The 16887-nt window shown below is 36.6% G+C and carries 13 protein-coding genes and 1 pseudogene; 5 read left to right on the forward strand and 9 right to left on the reverse strand.

Going from position 1 to position 16887, the window contains the following annotated elements:
* From ACFO5T_RS14410 to ACFO5T_RS14420, 3 genes and pseudogenes are all read right to left on the reverse strand, one after another.
* Nucleotides 1-2839 (reverse strand): Ig-like domain-containing protein (locus ACFO5T_RS14410; protein WP_380036118.1); only part of this gene is annotated, 2839 nt, incomplete at its 3' end.
* 693 nt (nt 2840-3532) lie between these two features.
* Nucleotides 3533-4087 (reverse strand): annotated as a pseudogene (locus ACFO5T_RS14415) (VWA domain-containing protein); the annotation flags it as partial.
* Between the two features lie 43 nt (nt 4088-4130).
* Entirely contained in the window at nt 4131-4619 is a 489-nt protein-coding gene (locus ACFO5T_RS14420; protein ID WP_380035795.1) for a hypothetical protein, read from the reverse strand.
* A 486-nt stretch (nt 4620-5105) separates the two neighbouring features.
* Here ACFO5T_RS14420 and ACFO5T_RS14425 point away from each other — a divergent pair, with 486 nt between their 5' ends.
* Nucleotides 5106-6698 (forward strand): peptide chain release factor 3, encoded by a 1593-nt coding sequence (locus ACFO5T_RS14425; RefSeq protein WP_038600680.1) that lies wholly within the window; start codon nt 5106-5108, stop codon nt 6696-6698.
* A gap of 221 nt (nt 6699-6919) precedes the next feature.
* Here the strand turns inward: ACFO5T_RS14425 and ACFO5T_RS14430 are convergent, their stop codons facing one another.
* Nucleotides 6920-8197 (reverse strand): DUF2851 family protein, encoded by a 1278-nt coding sequence (locus tag ACFO5T_RS14430; protein WP_380035798.1) that lies wholly within the window; start codon nt 8195-8197, stop codon nt 6920-6922.
* Between the two features lie 177 nt (nt 8198-8374).
* The gene (locus ACFO5T_RS14435) at nt 8375-9739 is read right to left on the reverse strand and encodes a pyridoxal-phosphate dependent enzyme (protein ID WP_035328471.1); all 1365 of its coding nucleotides are present in this window, start codon (nt 9737-9739) and stop codon (nt 8375-8377) included.
* Between the two features lie 192 nt (nt 9740-9931).
* Between ACFO5T_RS14435 and ACFO5T_RS14440 the strand changes: the two genes are divergently transcribed.
* The 3 genes from ACFO5T_RS14440 to ACFO5T_RS14450 are packed head-to-tail and all read left to right on the forward strand — an operon-like array spanning nt 9932 to nt 12116.
* Nucleotides 9932-11131 (forward strand): alanine dehydrogenase, encoded by a 1200-nt coding sequence (locus tag ACFO5T_RS14440; RefSeq protein ID WP_035328469.1) that lies wholly within the window; start codon nt 9932-9934, stop codon nt 11129-11131.
* Nucleotides 11132-11138: 7 nt separating this feature from the next.
* Nucleotides 11139-11519, forward strand: a complete 381-nt coding sequence (locus ACFO5T_RS14445; RefSeq protein ID WP_038600670.1) for a hypothetical protein — start codon at nt 11139-11141, stop codon at nt 11517-11519.
* A 12-nt stretch (nt 11520-11531) separates the two neighbouring features.
* Nucleotides 11532-12116, forward strand: a complete 585-nt coding sequence (locus ACFO5T_RS14450) for a hypothetical protein (RefSeq protein ID WP_380035803.1) — start codon at nt 11532-11534, stop codon at nt 12114-12116.
* Here ACFO5T_RS14450 and ACFO5T_RS14455 read toward each other — a convergent pair whose 3' ends face one another.
* Nucleotides 12117-13286, reverse strand: a complete 1170-nt coding sequence (locus tag ACFO5T_RS14455) for a proline dehydrogenase family protein (RefSeq protein WP_380035806.1) — start codon at nt 13284-13286, stop codon at nt 12117-12119.
* Nucleotides 13287-13375: 89 nt separating this feature from the next.
* On the opposite strand from ACFO5T_RS14455, the gene aroB reads away from it, so the two are divergent.
* Nucleotides 13376-14464, forward strand: a complete 1089-nt coding sequence (gene aroB, locus ACFO5T_RS14460; RefSeq protein WP_380035809.1) for a 3-dehydroquinate synthase — start codon at nt 13376-13378, stop codon at nt 14462-14464.
* Here the strand turns inward: aroB and ACFO5T_RS14465 are convergent.
* From ACFO5T_RS14465 to ACFO5T_RS14475, 3 genes are all read right to left on the reverse strand, one after another.
* Nucleotides 14459-14980 carry a DinB family protein gene (locus ACFO5T_RS14465; protein WP_380035812.1) on the reverse strand — a complete coding sequence of 174 codons (522 nt, stop codon included), beginning with the start codon at nt 14978-14980 and terminating at the stop codon, nt 14459-14461. The two genes, aroB and ACFO5T_RS14465, sit on opposite strands and share 6 nt — an antisense overlap.
* 82 nt (nt 14981-15062) lie before the next feature.
* Nucleotides 15063-15545, reverse strand: coding sequence for an Lrp/AsnC family transcriptional regulator (locus ACFO5T_RS14470; RefSeq protein WP_013751723.1), 483 nt, complete (start codon nt 15543-15545; stop codon nt 15063-15065).
* A 134-nt stretch (nt 15546-15679) separates the two neighbouring features.
* Nucleotides 15680-16726, reverse strand: a complete 1047-nt coding sequence (locus ACFO5T_RS14475) for a M14 family zinc carboxypeptidase (RefSeq protein WP_380035815.1) — start codon at nt 16724-16726, stop codon at nt 15680-15682.
* Nucleotides 16727-16887: the final 161 nt, after the last annotated feature.

Below are 16887 nucleotides of genomic sequence, written 5' to 3' on the forward strand. Positions count from 1 at the left end.
CATCAGGGTTGGTTACTGTTACTGTGTATTCAAAAGTATCTTCTCCGTTGAAATCAGGATCTGGAGTATAGGTTACTGTTCCATCATCGTTGATCACTACAGTTCCGTTTGCAGGATCTGTAACATCCGTTACTGCTACATCAGCAGCAGGATCGAAAGTATCATTGTCTAATACATCTATATTCACTGGAGTATCCTCTGGAGTAGTATCTGCATCATCAACAACATCTGCAATAGGATTTACAGTTACTACTACAGTAGCAGTCTCAGAATCCCCATTACTATCTGTAATTTCATATTCAAAAGTATCAGTTCCATTAAAATCAGGATCTGGAGTATAAATTACAGAATCATCAGTTGGGTCATTTGGTGTTCCACCATCATCAACCGTAACTGTTCCATTATCTGGTTGCTCAGTTATAACTATTACTGAATCATTTGGACCATCAGATCCAAAATTATCATTATCCGTAACATCTATTTCTACAGCGGTATCCTCACTTGTAGTTGCAGAATCATTTACAGGAGCAGGAACTTGGTTTGTAGAAGCTACAGTTATTGTTTCTTCATATCTACAACCATTAGCATCTGTTACCTCTACTGTATAGTCACCAGCATCGAGACCACTAATAGTTTCTGTTGTTTCACCGTTACTCCAAGATATAGTATAAGGTGGAGTACCTCCTTCTGGTATTGCAGTGGCAGTACCATCATTAGAAGTTGCACCATTTTCGTTTATACTTGAAACATCAGCAGTTACAGCACTAGTCGGCTCATTTATTACAGCAGATGCTGTAGTTGTACAACCATTACCGTCTGTTACAACTACTGAATAATTACCCGCAGGTAACCCTGTTAAATCTTCAATAGTTTGACCACTACTCCATTCATATGTATAATCTAAAGTACCTCCCGAAACGGTGAGATTTAAAGAACCTGTCGATTCTCCAAAACACAATACATTATTAACAGCTATACCTGCACTCAACACAGTAGGCTCATTTACAGCAACTGTAGACTGAGCAGTACAATTTGTAAATGTATCAGTAACTGTAACTGTATAATTTCCAGCCTCTACATTATTAATATTTTCTGTTGTTGCACCATTACTCCAAGAATAAGTAAATGGACCAACACCACCTGTAGTATTAGAACCTACAGAACCATCTGAAAAACCATTACAACTTACATTTTCAACACTAGTTGTAATTGATAAGTTATTACAACTTCCTGGATTAATAGTTACAGTACTTTCAACAGTACACCCATTATCATCTGTAACTTCTACAGTATAATCTCCAGGGCTTAAATTATCAATTTGAGCTGTAGTTGCTCCATTGCTCCAAGAGTATGTATACGGAGCCACACCACCTGTAGCAGAAGCTGTAGCCTCTCCATTAGATAGCCCAGGACCCGTTTCATCTTCTGTAGAAATTGTAACTCCTACAGCTGAACTAGGTTCAGATACTGTCACACTTTGCTCTACAGGCTGACATACAGTACCGTCTATAGTCACACTCACTGTATAAACACCAGCGCCTATATTATTTAAAGTACTAGAAGTTACACCAGCATCGACTTCACCATTACTCCAAGTAAATGTAAAAAGAGCGCCTGGGTTTGCTTCAGAACTAGCACTTACAGTAGTTGAACCAGTTTCTTCCGATGCACATAACACATCTGTTACAGTACCAATAGCGATAACTGCATCACAAGTGTTTATACAGTCTACTACAACACTTTGAGTAAGCTCACAACCATTTGCATCTGTAACAGTTACAGAATACGTGCCGTCTGAAAGATCTGAAATACTTGCAACAGTTGCACCATTACTCCATAGATATGAATAAGGAGCTGTTCCTCCAGTAACTGCTGCAGTAGCCGTTCCATCTTCACAATTTTGAGCAGTAGTAGCATTTTCTCTAGTAAGATTTATACTTAGTGGCGAGTCTGGCTCTGTAATTGTAAAAGACTGCTGTATTACACAATCATTAGCATCTGTAACCACCACTGAATAACTTCCTGCAGTAACATCTTCCAAGTTTACCGCAGTTGACCCATCACTCCATTCATAAGTATAAGGAGCAGTGCCACCACTTACTGCTAGTTGCACAACACCACTACTATCACCATTACATAACACATTAGTTATGGTATCAGCAATAGATAATGCAGCAGTAGGTTGCTCTACTGTAAACGTAGCCTCAGCTTCACATAAATTAGAATCCTTTAGAATTACAGTATACGTCCCTACCTCTAAATCTATAATATTTTGTGTAGTTTCTCCATTGCTCCATAGATATTCATACGGCGGAACCCCACCTGCTGGTATAAGTTCAATTTCACCATCATCTCCGTCAAAACAGGAAATATTGCTGACATTGCCAATAATACTCAAACCCGGAACAGGTTCAGATATAACTATACTATTATCAATTTCAAAAGAACACCCATTTGAATCACTTACAATCAAATTGTAACTACCAGCACCAATATTATCTAAATCTTGAGACGTTGCTCCATTACTCCACAAGTAAGTATAAGGTGGATATCCTCCCGAAACATCAATATCAATAGAAGCTGTACTCTCTCCATTACACAAAACGTCATTAACATTAGCAACACTAAAGTTAAGAGGCTCCGGAATAGACAAAACGAAGTCTTGACTAAGAACAGGGAGAGAACATGGTCCTTCATACGAACCAATATAATCTACTCTCGCATTCAGCTCGCCGCTAAGTGGCTCTGTACCACTATAAGTAAAAACACCAGTTTGCTCATTAGACTGCCCAACAACATTCCCATCCAATAAAAATTCCCATAAAAAATCTTGACCCAAAGAAACACAAGTTACCCCTTCAATTGATGCTATAAAATTAAAAGAATTAGAGCACCCAACTCTAACAACATCTGTTTCTAAAACTGGACACGGTACACAGACTTCTGAGCTGTCAAAAACTTCAGTGATAATATCACAATTAGAATTTTCATAGCTAATGATAGATTCAGAGAGAACAGAATTTCCACATACACTTTCATCGGCAATAATTGAATAATTTAACGAAACTATTTCATTATTAATATTTTGTAAATTCCAATCTATATTTTGCCCATCTAAAATAAAATCCCCTTTACTTACGGATATAGAACCTGGCACAACATTATAATTAGTTGGAATGGTAGTACTAACTAGGGGAGATCCAGGTAAAGCCGTTGCTGCTGGTGACAATTGGCCCAAAATCTGACTATAAATACCAGCTAAATCAGCTGCTTCATTAGTAAAATATGAACCTTTATTTTGAATTCTATTCAAAGTATAATTAGACACATCATTTTGAACACTGGAAAGAGCCCCGGTAAAACCAATTGTGAAAATATTTTGGAAAAAATCATCTCCACCAACAAATAACTCCTGCAATTGATCCCTCGCAGCAAAAGAACGTGTTTGACAAGACGTATCAAACACAATATCTGAACATTGCCCTTGACCTGTTACCGGTAATGGCAATTCGTTATGCCATCTTGCTATACCATCGGTCAAAAGAATTATACTTCTCTCAGTACTACAATCAAAAGAAGCAGGGTTAAAATTATCAAGTAATACATCGCGAGACTTTAATAAAGCATCCTCAAAATTTGTAGAACCACCCGATGAAATTGAGTTTATTGCATTTATTATGGCTTGAGAGTCACCTACCCCGGACAGTCCTATTTCTACATTTGCAAAACTATTATAACTGATTATAGAAATCCTATTATCAAGATTTGGATTATTAGAGCTATTAAATAAATTATTTACAAAATCTATAGCAGCATCCTGAGCAACTGATAGTAAAGTAGTTGAATTTCCATTTACATTCACCAAGTCAGCCATACTCCCAGAATTATCAATCAAAAGCACAACCTCTTGAGGTGTAATAACAGGATTCCCCTCTACGCTTAAAGCAACATCAAACTCACTACAATTATCTAAGCTTGGCTTTACAGTAGAAGTGAGAATAACATCCTGAGAGAAAACTTTAAAACTAAACAGCAGCAATCCGAGAAAAGCAAAGAAAGTTACTTTTTTAATATTTTTTTTTAACATAACATTTAATAAACAATTAAAGAAAACAGAAAAGCATAAAACTCTATCTTAACGACGCGTCGCCCTTATGAACTACAAGATTTTCACTATCCAACACCTCACCTAGTTCGTTCAACAAATTCACTTTTATACAATATTTAGAACCAACTGGGACAGAAGTTCCTAATTTCACTATTAAGCCAAAACGTGCTTTATTTTCATTTGATACTTTTAAAGCAGCCTCTTTTTGAATATCATTAGAAACTAAGTACTCAACACCCTCTCTTTCCAAATATAAGGTGAGGCTATCCAAATACTTATTATCATCTTTTCTAATCTTCTGATTAATTTTAGAACAAAATTCTTTATCAATCTCTATAAAAAAAAACTCTCCTAATCCAGTAGTATTAATCAACTCAAAACTAAACTCCAAATCATTTACAATAAAAGATTTTTCGCTCCTTTCATTAACTAAGTGTAATTTTTTTTGACCTAACAAATTAAGAGTTGAAAAAAGAATCAGACCTACCAATAAATACTTTATCTTATACATTTATTTATTTTTTTTACATTATTATTTAGTAAAAGTTAACTTAAAATAAATTTTTTTTGATAATTCTTATAAGATGAGGCTTCACCTTAAATTTCCGCAGAATAGCAATAACAGATTAGACCTCAACAAAAAATTCAAAAAAAACTTCAAAAACCTCTATTTGAGATTTAGTTAATTTATGTCATTCTAAGTTGGGGTACAAATATAAGCCATTGTTGAAATTCGAAATTTGAAAAATCAACTTTTAGCCCAATTGTATTTTATACTCGGCAAAATACACAAAAAAAGCTGTTCAACAGAAATGTTTGAAATACAAATCAACTCAAAGCACAATAAAACCTTAACGCTTTCGCGAAATCGTATGCCCCAAAACGCTTTATTACAGCCATTTATAAACCGGAAAAATATACAAAACAACCACATACAGTATAAACCAAACACTAACCACTATATAGTATATTTGCAAGCTAAAAGAATGCACATCTTATGAGTTTCAAAAAAGAAATAGCCCGCAGAAGAACCTTTGGGATTGTATCTCACCCAGATGCAGGAAAGACTACTCTTACAGAAAAATTACTCCTTTTTGGGGGAGCAATACAAGAAGCAGGAGCTGTAAAATCGAATAAAATCAAGAAAGGAGCCACGAGTGATTTTATGGAAATAGAGCGCCAGCGTGGTATTTCTGTTGCTACTTCTGTACTTGCGTTTGAGTATAATGGTATTAAAGTAAATATACTTGACACACCTGGTCACAAAGATTTTGCCGAAGACACCTTTAGAACACTCACAGCGGTAGATAGTGTAATTGTAGTGGTAGACGTAGCAAAAGGAGTAGAACCACAAACAGAGAAGCTTGTAGAGGTGTGTAGAATGCGTAATATACCTATGATCGTGTTTGTAAACAAGCTGGATCGTGAAGGTAAAGACGCTTTTGAACTACTTGATGAAATTGAAGAAAAGCTACACCTTAAAGTAACCCCACTAAGTTTCCCTATAGGTATGGGTTATGACTTTAAAGGTATATACAACCTCTGGGAGAAAAACGTAAACCTCTTTAGTGGTGATAGTAGAAAAAATATAGAAGAGACTATTCAAGTTTCAAACCTTGAAGATAGTATCTTAGACGAGTTAGTAGGAGAAGATTCTGCAAATAATTTACGCGAAGAATTAGAGCTTGTACAGGGAGTTTACCCTGCATTTGACCAAGAAGAATACCTTGCCGGACACCAACAACCTGTGTTTTTTGGATCTGCATTAAATAATTTTGGAGTGAGAGAGCTCTTAGATTGTTTTGTAAAGATTGCACCGCCACCAAGGCCTAAAATGAGCGAGGAACGCCTTGTTTTACCTAATGAAGATGCGTTCTCTGGATTTGTTTTTAAAATTCACGCAAATATGGACCCTAAGCACCGAGATAGACTTGCCTTTATAAAGATTGTTTCTGGAGTTTTTGAGCGTAATAAACCATACTTACACGTACGTAATAAGAAAAACCTAAAATTTTCCAGTCCCAATGCATTTTTTGCAGAGCGTAAGGAAATTGTAGACATCTCTTACCCTGGTGATATTGTGGGCTTACACGACACCGGTAACTTTAAGATAGGTGACACTTTAACCTCTGGAGAAATACTACACTATAAAGGTATACCTGCCTTCTCTCCAGAACACTTTAGATATATTAACAATGCTGACCCTATGAAATCTAAGCAGTTAGCAAAAGGTATAGATCAACTTATGGATGAAGGTGTAGCACAATTATTTACACTAGAACTCAATGGGAGAAAGGTTATAGGTACCGTAGGTGCATTACAATATGAAGTAATACAATATAGACTAGAGCACGAGTATGGCGCAAAATGTACGTATGAACCTCTAGGCGTATCAAAAGCTTGCTGGGTGGACCCAGAAGACCCTAAAAGTGAAGAATTTAAAGAATTCTTGAGAGTTAAACAGCGTTTTATGGCCAAAGACAAAAGAGGTCAACTCGTATTTCTAGCCGACTCCCCTTTTACCTTACAGATGACTCAACAAAAATATCCATCTGTAAAAATGCACTACGTGAGTGAATTTAAAGATTAAACAATGAGACTTAAAAATTAAAATTTTATGAAATATTAATTTTAAGCAACTCTAAGAGCTTTTTAAAGCAACACTGCTACAAGTGGGTGGCGAAAATTTAAAAACCCATTAAAAACTTTTAAAAGAACTGATTTTTAATAGCTTTAATTTATTGTTGTTAATTTTTAATTAGTAAAACCTATAATCAGTAAAAGTTATATTTACCACTTATATAATAGAATTCAATTATTTGCTATGAGGAAATTTCCAATAGCACACGATAGACATTTATTTACATCACAATATTGAGATTTTAATTCTAAAAGCGCCTGAGTTTCTTGGGCGTTTTTTGTTTTTGCTCTAATCTGTTCAAATTTCTTAATGATACTATTTTTTTCAGGCTTTATAGCTTGTATCATTTTAAGCAACAACTCACCTTCATCTTTCCCTAGATATTGTGAATAATAAAAACGTAAAGGCAAGACGGCATTGATGAGCAAAATATCCACAAAAGATTTTGTGAGCTTTTTTACTCGTTCCTTTTGTTCCTTCCCAAAAGAGTAGTGTGTATCCCAATATATGGACGCATTTATATCAAAAAGCAAGTATAATTCCTCGACGCTTTTTGCGGTCATCACTTTACTGAATAAATTAGGGTGCTTGTGATATAGTTGCGCTATTTGTGATAACCGTATGGTGGGAAAATTATCTGGACGTAATTTAAAAAACTGCACGGGCAAAATACCACTACTGTCAAGAGCAAATTTATGTAGTATAAATTCAAATTCACCCTGCAGCTGCATAGGGTAAGAATCTATAGTATCTTCTGGCAGGAGGTTTGCCACACCAAACAATAATGCCTCTAGCTTAAAGGGCTCTGGAGCACATTTACGTATTACAGAAAAAGGGAGCTTCTCCCCTATGGATTGAAAAGAACTTGCATTGATTTTGGTCCCAAAGCCTTTAAGTAACAATATAAAAAATGTAGCCTCCCAGTCATTATTTACCATCTCTAGCAAAGGCTTGATAAGGTCGGTTTTGCGAGCTAGTCTTTCAAAATATAAACGCTCCAGCCAGTTTTCTTCTATCATAGCTGGCACACGCTTGATATCTACATCACAATTTATCCACTTTTGAGATTGATTTGCAAATAGCTTTTCATAATTCTCGAGCGCCTGTGGTGAGACATAATCTTTGAGAACCAGAGTGGGTACGGCGTCATTATTTGCTCTATAAATCTCAACATCGTGCTCCCATACTACGTGCAATATCACATTATCATATGCAGGGTCTTTTTCGTGATGATGAGCATACCAGTCAGAAGATTTTAAGTGTATCTCTACATTTCCCGCCCATAACTGATCACCTATATGCAAACTTGCATTAAAAAAATCTGGACCCGAGAGTTCATTATGTTGTCCTGCGGCTACTAAGGTTATAGGTAGGCCGGTGGTGGTTTTCGCTTTCGCGAAAGCGTACTTCTTAAATTTCCATAAATAATGAAGAAAATCTTCTTGCATAGACACCTAGTATTAAGGTTCTAAAATAGAAAATTCTCACAACTAATGTTACTAATTACAGGCAATTAGATTGTAAATCAATATTATAAGGTAGCGCCATTACTTCTATGAAGCAATAAAACAAAAAAGAGATAGACAATGCCTACCTCATTAGCTCTTACCTTATCTATGCAAAGACTAGATAGCGTTTATGATATCGTGCTTGGTAATTATGTGGTGTTTACCTTCTCCTAGGTCTACGAGCACTGCATTATTTTCTTTTGTGATAAGTTTTGACACTTCAGAAATGACTGCAGTTTTTTGAACTACTGGATATGGAGCTCCCATAACGTCTTTGATAGGTGTATCTGCCACATCATTATTTTCCATATAGGCTCTAAAAAGGTCGGCCTCATCTACAGATCCTACTATGCCAGTTGTATCTTCTACAGGGATTTGTGATATTTTAAACTCACGCATACGCTCTATAGCGTGGGATACAAGCTCTTCTGTTTTTACAGTAATTAATGGTTTGTCTATGTGGTTTTTAATAAGATCACTAGCAACTTTATACTCTTGATCTAAAAAACCTCGCTCACGCATCCAGTCATCATTAAACATTTTACCCACATAACGGCTACCGTGATCGTGAAAAAGGACCACCACTACGTCATCTGGACCAAATTTACCTTCTTCATTAAGTTGCAGTAACCCTTTTATGGCAGACCCGGCAGAGTTTCCTAAAAACATTCCCTCTTCTTTTGCTAGTCTTCTTGTATATACCGCAGCATCCTTATCTGTCACCTTAGTAAATCCATCTATCACACTAAAATTTACATTAAGTGGTAATATGTCTTCACCTATTCCTTCTGTGATGTAAGGATAAATTTCGTTTTCATCAAAAATGCCAGTTTCCTTGTATTTCTTAAAAACCGAACCATAGGTATCTATTCCCCAAACTTTTACATTTGGGTTTTTCATTTTTAAATAACTTCCTACGCCAGATATAGTCCCTCCAGTTCCTACTCCTACCACAAAGTGCGTTACCTTACCTTCTGTCTGATCCCAAATTTCTGGTCCTGTACTATTAAAGTGTGCTTTACAATTAGATGGATTATCATATTGATTTACATACCAGCTATTTGGAGTTTCTTCTGCAAGTCTTTTTGATGTAGAGTAGTAAGATCTTGGATCTTCTGGATCTACATTAGTGGGACATACTACCACCTCACTGCCTACGGCACGTAAAATATCCATTTTCTCTTTAGACTGCTTATCTGAGATTACACAGATCATTTTATACCCCTTTATGATAGCAGCAAGAGCAAGTCCCATACCTGTATTACCAGAGGTTCCCTCTATAATGGTACCGCCAGGCTTAAGAACACCTGCAGCCTCTGCATCTTCTACCATTTGTAAAGCCATACGGTCTTTTACAGAGTTACCAGGGTTGAAAGTCTCATACTTTGCAAGGACAAGACAAGGCAAGTCTTTTACAAGTGCGTTCATCTTTACCATAGGTGTGTTTCCTATAGTACCTAATATATTTTCGGCGTAGTTCATCTCCTTTTATTTTTGATTGCAAAGATACTTAGTAAGACGCAGATGCATCACCCGCATTACAAATAATTAGTAAGGGTGTGAGTACGCTTTCGCGAAAGCGCAATACAAACCTCTATAAGCACCTCTAGGGTACTCTAAGTAAAGTTTTGGTAAATAATTCCTTACTTTTGAGTAACTACCAACCAAACTAGAATGGACACGAGCAACTCACCTTTTACCAAAGAAATGTTACTCCCTCAAGAAGAGTGCCTTGAGGTCGAAAAAAAACGTGGAGAGCTTTTTATAGGCATCCCTAGAGAGACGCATTTTCAAGAGCGACGTGTATGTCTCACGCCAGATGCTGTAGGTGCACTTACTGCAAATGGCCACCGTGTGATGGTAGAGTCTAAAGCTGGAAAGGGCGCTAGATATACCGATAAAGATTACTCAGAAAACGGTGCCGAAATCACAAAAGATACAGCAAAGGTTTTTTCTTGCCCTATGATCTTAAAGGTAGAACCGCCCTCACTAGAGGAAATCGAGATGATGAACCCACAGACGGTACTCATATCTGCCCTACAAATTAAAACACAAGAGAAAAAATATTTTGAAACTCTTGCAAGCAAGCGCATCACAGCACTTGCCTTTGAGTTTATAAAAGACGAAGATGGCACCTACCCTGCCGTACGCACACTCTCTGAAATAGCAGGAACCGCCGCCGTACAGATGGCTGCAGAGATTATGTCTAGCTCAGAAACGGGCACTGGGATGTTGCTAGGTAACATAAGCGGTGTGCCTCCGGCAGAAGTTGTTATTATAGGTGCGGGAACTGTGGGAGAGTTTGCAGCTAGATCTGCTATAGGTCTTGGAGCTAATGTCAAAATTTTTGACAACTCTATTACAAAACTACGCTCTATACAAACTAATGTAGGAAGACCACTATATACCTCTACTATACAACCTAAAAACCTTGTAAAAGCATTAAAACGCTGTGACGTAGTAATAGGTGCTGTAAGAGGTGCAAACCGTGCGCCTGTGATTGTGAGCGAGGTGATGGTAGAGGCTATGAAGAATGGCGCTGTCATTATAGACGTAAGTATAGATATGGGTGGTTGTTTTGAAACCTCTGAGGTGACATCACACGATGCGCCTACATATAAAAAGCACGGAGTGACTCATTATTGCGTGCCTAATATACCTGCTAGATTTGCGCGTACTGCTTCTGTATCGCTTAGTAATATTTTTACTCCTTACTTACTAGATATTGCAGAGGAAGGTGGTATAGAAAATAAGTTACGCTTTGACCGAGGATTAAAAAATGGATTGTATTTTTACCACGGTATTTTAACCAAAAAATCGGTAGCAGACTGGTTTAATCTTTCTTACCGAGACATCAACCTTTTGATTTTCTAGCAAGCATATGCACATTCTAAAACGTATAGGTTATTACCTAGGTGGTTTTTCTATAGGACTTATCGTACTCGCATTCTTTTTTAGCGGTAAAAAAACAAGTTGTGCCTATTTTCCGCAGCAGCGGGTTTTAAAAAACTTACGAATTAAACCCTATACATTATCACCAGATGCTACAGCAGAGCTTGCTGCTATGCAACGTGATACTGTAACTATAAATAGACTTCTAAAACTAGGAGAAGTAGACTTTGGTGAGAGCGAGACCCGCAAGGAACCTTGTGGTTTTTATGTCATTACCGGAGAGGATGAAACTGGCAAAGATCTTAAAATGACACTGGACAATTGTGAAGAGTCCGTACGCATAGTTTCTATAAAAGAAATAAAAGAGTAACGCTATACCACTATGAGAACGGCAACATACACTACACTTCTACTACTAGTTATAAGTGCTTGTTCCTCAAAAGAAACTTCACATATTGCGACGGCAAAAAATTACTACAGCGGCTTTAATAATGGTGATTATAAATTAATAGAGACTCAGCTCTCAGACAGCCTCACAATCACAGAAGGTGATTATGTAATGAATTTTACACCAGAGACTTTTGAAACTCATTTTAAATGGGATTCTGTATTTGTGCCTCAGGTAAAGATTATTAATATTGAGCAACAAGAAAATGACCTTCTCGTAACTATATCTGCAAGCTCAAAACGATTTGAGTTTTTAAGAAACAATCCTCTTGTCACTAAACATTTAGTACATTTTACTAATGGTAAAATAAGTAGGATTGACAATGTTGATTTTATCAATACTGACTGGAAATTATGGACCGAACAAAAGAAAGGTCTTACCCAGTGGATTGCCAGCAACCAGAAGGAGCTAGATGGCTTTATGATAGATCAAACTCTTCAAGGCGGCCTTAACTATCTCGAAGCTATAGATCTCTATAACAATCGAAAAAATAACAATACTACAGACATAGTAGAATAACTATAATCTTCTTCTCTTACGCTCTGCTTTAATAAGCTCTAGCTCACGATTAGTTTGCCCCGCTACAGAGGTGTTTTCTTCGGCGCGACGTATGAGGTATGGCATTACATCTTTTACGGGGCCAAAGGGAAGGTATTTTGCCACATTATACCCCTCAAGAGATAAGTTAAAACTTATATGATCACTCATCCCATACAATTGACCAAACCACACTCGATTATCATCTTTTGAAATTCCCATCTCACCCATAAACTTCACAGCAAGTAAAGAACTGTCTTCATTGTGTGTTCCTAAAAATAGAGAGATATCATCTAGATTTTCAAAAATATAACGCATCGTAGCGTTAAAGTTTTCATCTGTAGCACGCTTGTCTTTACATATAGGCGTGGGGTATCCTTTTTCCTTAGCGCGTTTATTTTCCTTCTCCATATAAGCACCTCTCACGATTTTCATACCTATTTTAAAATCTCTAGCACGTGCTTCAAGGTGTAGTTTTTTTAAGTACTCTAAGCGGTCGTGACGGTAACACTGCAAAGTATTATAGACGATGGGCTTTTCTTTATTGTAAGTTGCCATAAGCTCTGCCACCATATCATCTGCGGCGCCTTGCATCCACGATTCTTCTCCATCTATAAGCACCTCTACATCACGCTCTTTTGCTATCTTACATATAGCGTGCATACGCTCTTTTATGCGTTCCCACTCTACTAGTTCTTCTGAGGTAAGTGCAGTTCCTTCTGTAAGTTTTTGCCATATTGCAAAACGACCTACTCCAGTAGGTTTAAAAACCACGATAGGCATTGCATCTTTCTCATCTGCAAACTCTACAAGACCTATTACTTTATTCATACACTCATCAAAGGAGGCTTCCTCTTCTTTACCCTCTACAGAATAATCTAGAACAGAACACACATTTGCACTATACAGTTTATCTACAGATGTCATACAGTCTTCTTCATTAACACCTCCACAAAAGTGATCAAAAACAGTAGATCGTATAAGACCTTCTACAGGCAGGTTTGCATTAAGTGCAAAACGAGTTGCTGCCGTACCTATGCGCACAAGTGGTTCTTTAGAAATCATTTTAAAAAGAAAGTACGCGCGTTCTAACTCACTATCAGATTTGAGCTTGAAGGCATTTTCGGTATTATCAAAAAGAGAGGTTTGCATATGCTTAAATTAGTTGGACAAATATACATCTAGATTCCACTTTTTTAAACCAAAAGTGAGTAATTTGCAACTGTTAAAATTACATTATAATGACTACCATTCAAGCTGCTTCATACGATATCGTTTTTAATCAATCTGGATATGATGCCCTTAATGTACTATTACTCCAAAGCTCTTACAGTAAGATATTTGTAATAGTAGATGAACATACCCACGAAGATTGTCTCGCTCCTTTTTTAGGTAATCTAGCTACCGAAATTCCTATAGAAGTCATAGAGATACCACAAGGTGAGATTAACAAAACGATAGAAACCTGTAGTGGAGTTTGGGATGCCCTTGCAGCACTAGATGCAGATAGAAAAGGACTCGTAATTAACCTAGGTGGAGGAGTTGTTACAGATCTAGGCGGCTTTGTAGCAAGTACTTTTAAACGTGGTATGGACTTTATAAATGTCCCGACCTCTCTTCTCTCTATGGTAGATGCCAGCGTAGGTGGTAAAACAGGTGTTGATCTAGGCACACTTAAGAATCTCATAGGTGTTATAAACAACCCACAAATGGTACTTATAGATGGTGGCTTTCTGGCAACATTACCACCAGAAGAACTCCGTTCTGGCCTTGCAGAAATGTATAAACACGGACTCATTGCAGATCAATCTTACTGGAATAAGCTTAAAAACTTAAGCGAGATGACCACAGATGATTTGAGCCAACTCATCTATGAGAGCATTATCATAAAAAATGAAATTGTACTTCAAGATCCTAGAGAACAAAGTATTAGAAAGACACTTAATTACGGCCATACATTGGGTCACGCTATTGAGTCATACTGCCTAGCTTCAGACACTAGAAAGACGCTGTTACACGGAGAGGCAATAGCGGTTGGGATGATTTTAGAAAGCTATCTTTCGGTGGAACTTACGGGGCTTAGTAAGGATGCGCTTGATGATATTACAACTACGCTTAATGATATGTATGAGGAGGTCGCTTTCGCGAAAGCGGACATAGAACCCATTATAGAATACCTCAAGCACGATAAGAAAAATACAAATGGCAATATAAATTTTGTACTTCTAGAAAGTATAGGAAGAGCCGTTATAGATAAACAAGCTCCAAACGAACTTATATATAAGGCCTTTGACCATTATCTAGAAAGCACGCAGCAAGGTACTTTATAAATACCTTTCTTTAATTATGGCAATGTGGTGACGCTCGTGACCCGCGATTATAAAACCTGCTGCGCGAGGGCTTAACGGGCTTTGACTTGCTTCTCCTATTACACGCACAGTCTCTTTTGTCATAGATGTAAAGAGACTTAAACTTGCTAGACGCACACTAGCATACTCCTCAAGTAGAGATGATATAGTACGCTCATTTGCATTACTTGACGCCACAAAATCATCTTGCTCAAAACCTTGTAAAGGAGTAGCGTCCATTCTAGAAAAGCGTAATGCACGATATGAGAATATGCGCTCTGTATCTATAAGATGTAACAATACCTCTTTAGGAGTCCATTTACCAGGTGCATAGCGCAATAGTAATTGCTCTTCTGATAAACTATTATAAAACGACACGGTAAAATCCAGCCCAGATTGTAAAGCCTCAAGCAAATCTGTGTCCTCTGAAACCTGTGAGATATACTGGTTATAATAGGTGTTATACTCTGGCTCTTGAACTTCTCCTCGCGTTGTCATAGTCTAAAAAATTTAAGTTAAAAGTAATAAAAAACCCTTTCTCGTTTATGAGAAAGGGTTTTAAAATATTCTACGGTTCTAATTATACTAGATCTTGAAAGATAGAGTGCATTAATCTTTTCTTGTCATTAATGCTCTCTTCTAGCGAGATCATCGTTTCTGTGCGATATACACCATCTATATCATCTAGTAAGAAAATAACATTCTTTGCGTGATTCGTATCTCTTGCTCTTATTTTACAGAAGATGTTAAACTTACCTGTAGTTACGTGAGCGACAGTTACAAACGGGATTTGAGCAATGCGCTCAAGTACAAAAGTAGTTTGCGATGTTTTATTAATGTAAACACCTACATATGCTATAAAAGAATAGCCTAGTTTTCCGTAATCTAGTGTAAGTGAGGAACCTGTGATAATTCCTGCTTCTTCCATCTTCTTAACACGTACGTGTACAGTACCTGCAGAGATGAGTAATTTTTTTGCTATATCTGTAAAAGGAGTTCTTGTATTCTCGATAAGCATATCGAGTATCTGGTGGTCTACTTCGTCTAATTTGAACTTTGCCATTGTATCTGCGTTTTTTGAATATAATGCAAAAATAATAGAATATTACTGATTATTCTGCAACAACCACCTCTTATTTACTAAAACGTTATCGTAAACTTTTTACCCCTTATTTTTTACCTTAAATCGAGACTATACTACGCAAGTTTGAAGCTAGATGCATTATCTACTTCTTTATGACAAAAAACACCTGTACCTAGCACCTCTTCAAGAGGTTCTGGGCTAAATAAAATGACCCCATCTACTACTGTTTCTTTATACTGCAATTTCTCAATAGTTACACCCTTACTATGTAAATCACAATAACACTTACTATGCTCAGGTATCATTTTATAATCCTCAACAGGGTATGATATATCTTTTTGGCAAGCCTCAATGGCATACCATAATGATGCAAAAATGTATGCTCGTGTATTTTCGCGAACATAATCATTAGGGTAATGACCTGCTTCAAAAAGTATGGTTGCTACCCCAGCTTCTTGAAAAGCATCACCTACACAATTGTTATTAAAAGCGTCATTATATAGCCCTATATTACCATCAAGATCGTCTTGCAAATTTTTAAAAATATGTGTGATTACACTTGCAGATTGCTTACGCGAAAATGTAAAATTTCTCTCCTCATTTGCCGAAGGTGCAAGGAAAGAAAGTATCGATGGTTTACCTGTATTTTCAAAACCATAAATGGTGCGTTGCCCGTGTAAGTTGAAACAAAAATCTGGCTTAAAATCATTAAAAATTTGACGTAATAATTTTGATTCTGGCTGACTCAAATCTTGAGAATCTCGATTAAGATCTACGTCGTTTGCATTATTTCTAGTCCACATTTTTGACCCATCAGGATTAAGCATAGGTATCATAAAAAACGTACAATTATCAAGCACATTTTTCACATCATTTTGATACTTATATTTTTGTAAAAAATTACAAAAATCAAGTAAAGATTTTGTGGTTGTAGATTCATTACCGTGCATCTGTGACCACATTAAAATTTTAGTTTTTCCAGACCCAAATTTTACCGAATAAATAGGACGTTTTTCTACAGAATTACCTTCTATAGAAACAGTAAATTCTTGTGGTAAATTCTCAACAAAATTTGTAATAAATTCTGGTGAAATGTAGCGACCAGAAATAGCTTCCTCACGACAATTAGTAAACTCTTCTAAAACCTTAGATAATATCATAATCTTACTTTGAATGACAAAGATACTTTTTTTGAAATTAGCTCTTACAAGTGTTGTGTTACAATTGTAAACAAGGAATCTTTACACAAATGGAACGTTACTATTGTAAAATACCGTTCAAATGGGTAAATTACAGACCTAATACAAATTAATTATTATAA

The organism is Dokdonia genika, assembly GCF_042652845.1.
GTDB classification, from domain to species: domain Bacteria; phylum Bacteroidota; class Bacteroidia; order Flavobacteriales; family Flavobacteriaceae; genus Dokdonia; species Dokdonia donghaensis.

Coding starts and splice junctions, on each gene's coding strand:
- ACFO5T_RS14420 (WP_380035795.1), bottom strand. CDS start 4,619: ATGTATAAGATAAAGTATTTATTGGTAGGTCTGATTCTTTTTTCAACT.
- ACFO5T_RS14425 (WP_038600680.1), top strand. CDS start 5,106: ATGAGTTTCAAAAAAGAAATAGCCCGCAGAAGAACCTTTGGGATTGTA.
- ACFO5T_RS14430 (WP_380035798.1), bottom strand. CDS start 8,197: ATGCAAGAAGATTTTCTTCATTATTTATGGAAATTTAAGAAGTACGCT.
- ACFO5T_RS14435 (WP_035328471.1), bottom strand. CDS start 9,739: ATGAACTACGCCGAAAATATATTAGGTACTATAGGAAACACACCTATG.
- ACFO5T_RS14440 (WP_035328469.1), top strand. CDS start 9,932: ATGGACACGAGCAACTCACCTTTTACCAAAGAAATGTTACTCCCTCAA.
- ACFO5T_RS14445 (WP_038600670.1), top strand. CDS start 11,139: ATGCACATTCTAAAACGTATAGGTTATTACCTAGGTGGTTTTTCTATA.
- ACFO5T_RS14450 (WP_380035803.1), top strand. CDS start 11,532: ATGAGAACGGCAACATACACTACACTTCTACTACTAGTTATAAGTGCT.
- ACFO5T_RS14455 (WP_380035806.1), bottom strand. CDS start 13,286: ATGCAAACCTCTCTTTTTGATAATACCGAAAATGCCTTCAAGCTCAAA.
- aroB (WP_380035809.1), top strand. CDS start 13,376: ATGACTACCATTCAAGCTGCTTCATACGATATCGTTTTTAATCAATCT.
- ACFO5T_RS14465 (WP_380035812.1), bottom strand. CDS start 14,980: ATGACAACGCGAGGAGAAGTTCAAGAGCCAGAGTATAACACCTATTAT.
- ACFO5T_RS14470 (WP_013751723.1), bottom strand. CDS start 15,545: ATGGCAAAGTTCAAATTAGACGAAGTAGACCACCAGATACTCGATATG.
- ACFO5T_RS14475 (WP_380035815.1), bottom strand. CDS start 16,726: ATGATATTATCTAAGGTTTTAGAAGAGTTTACTAATTGTCGTGAGGAA.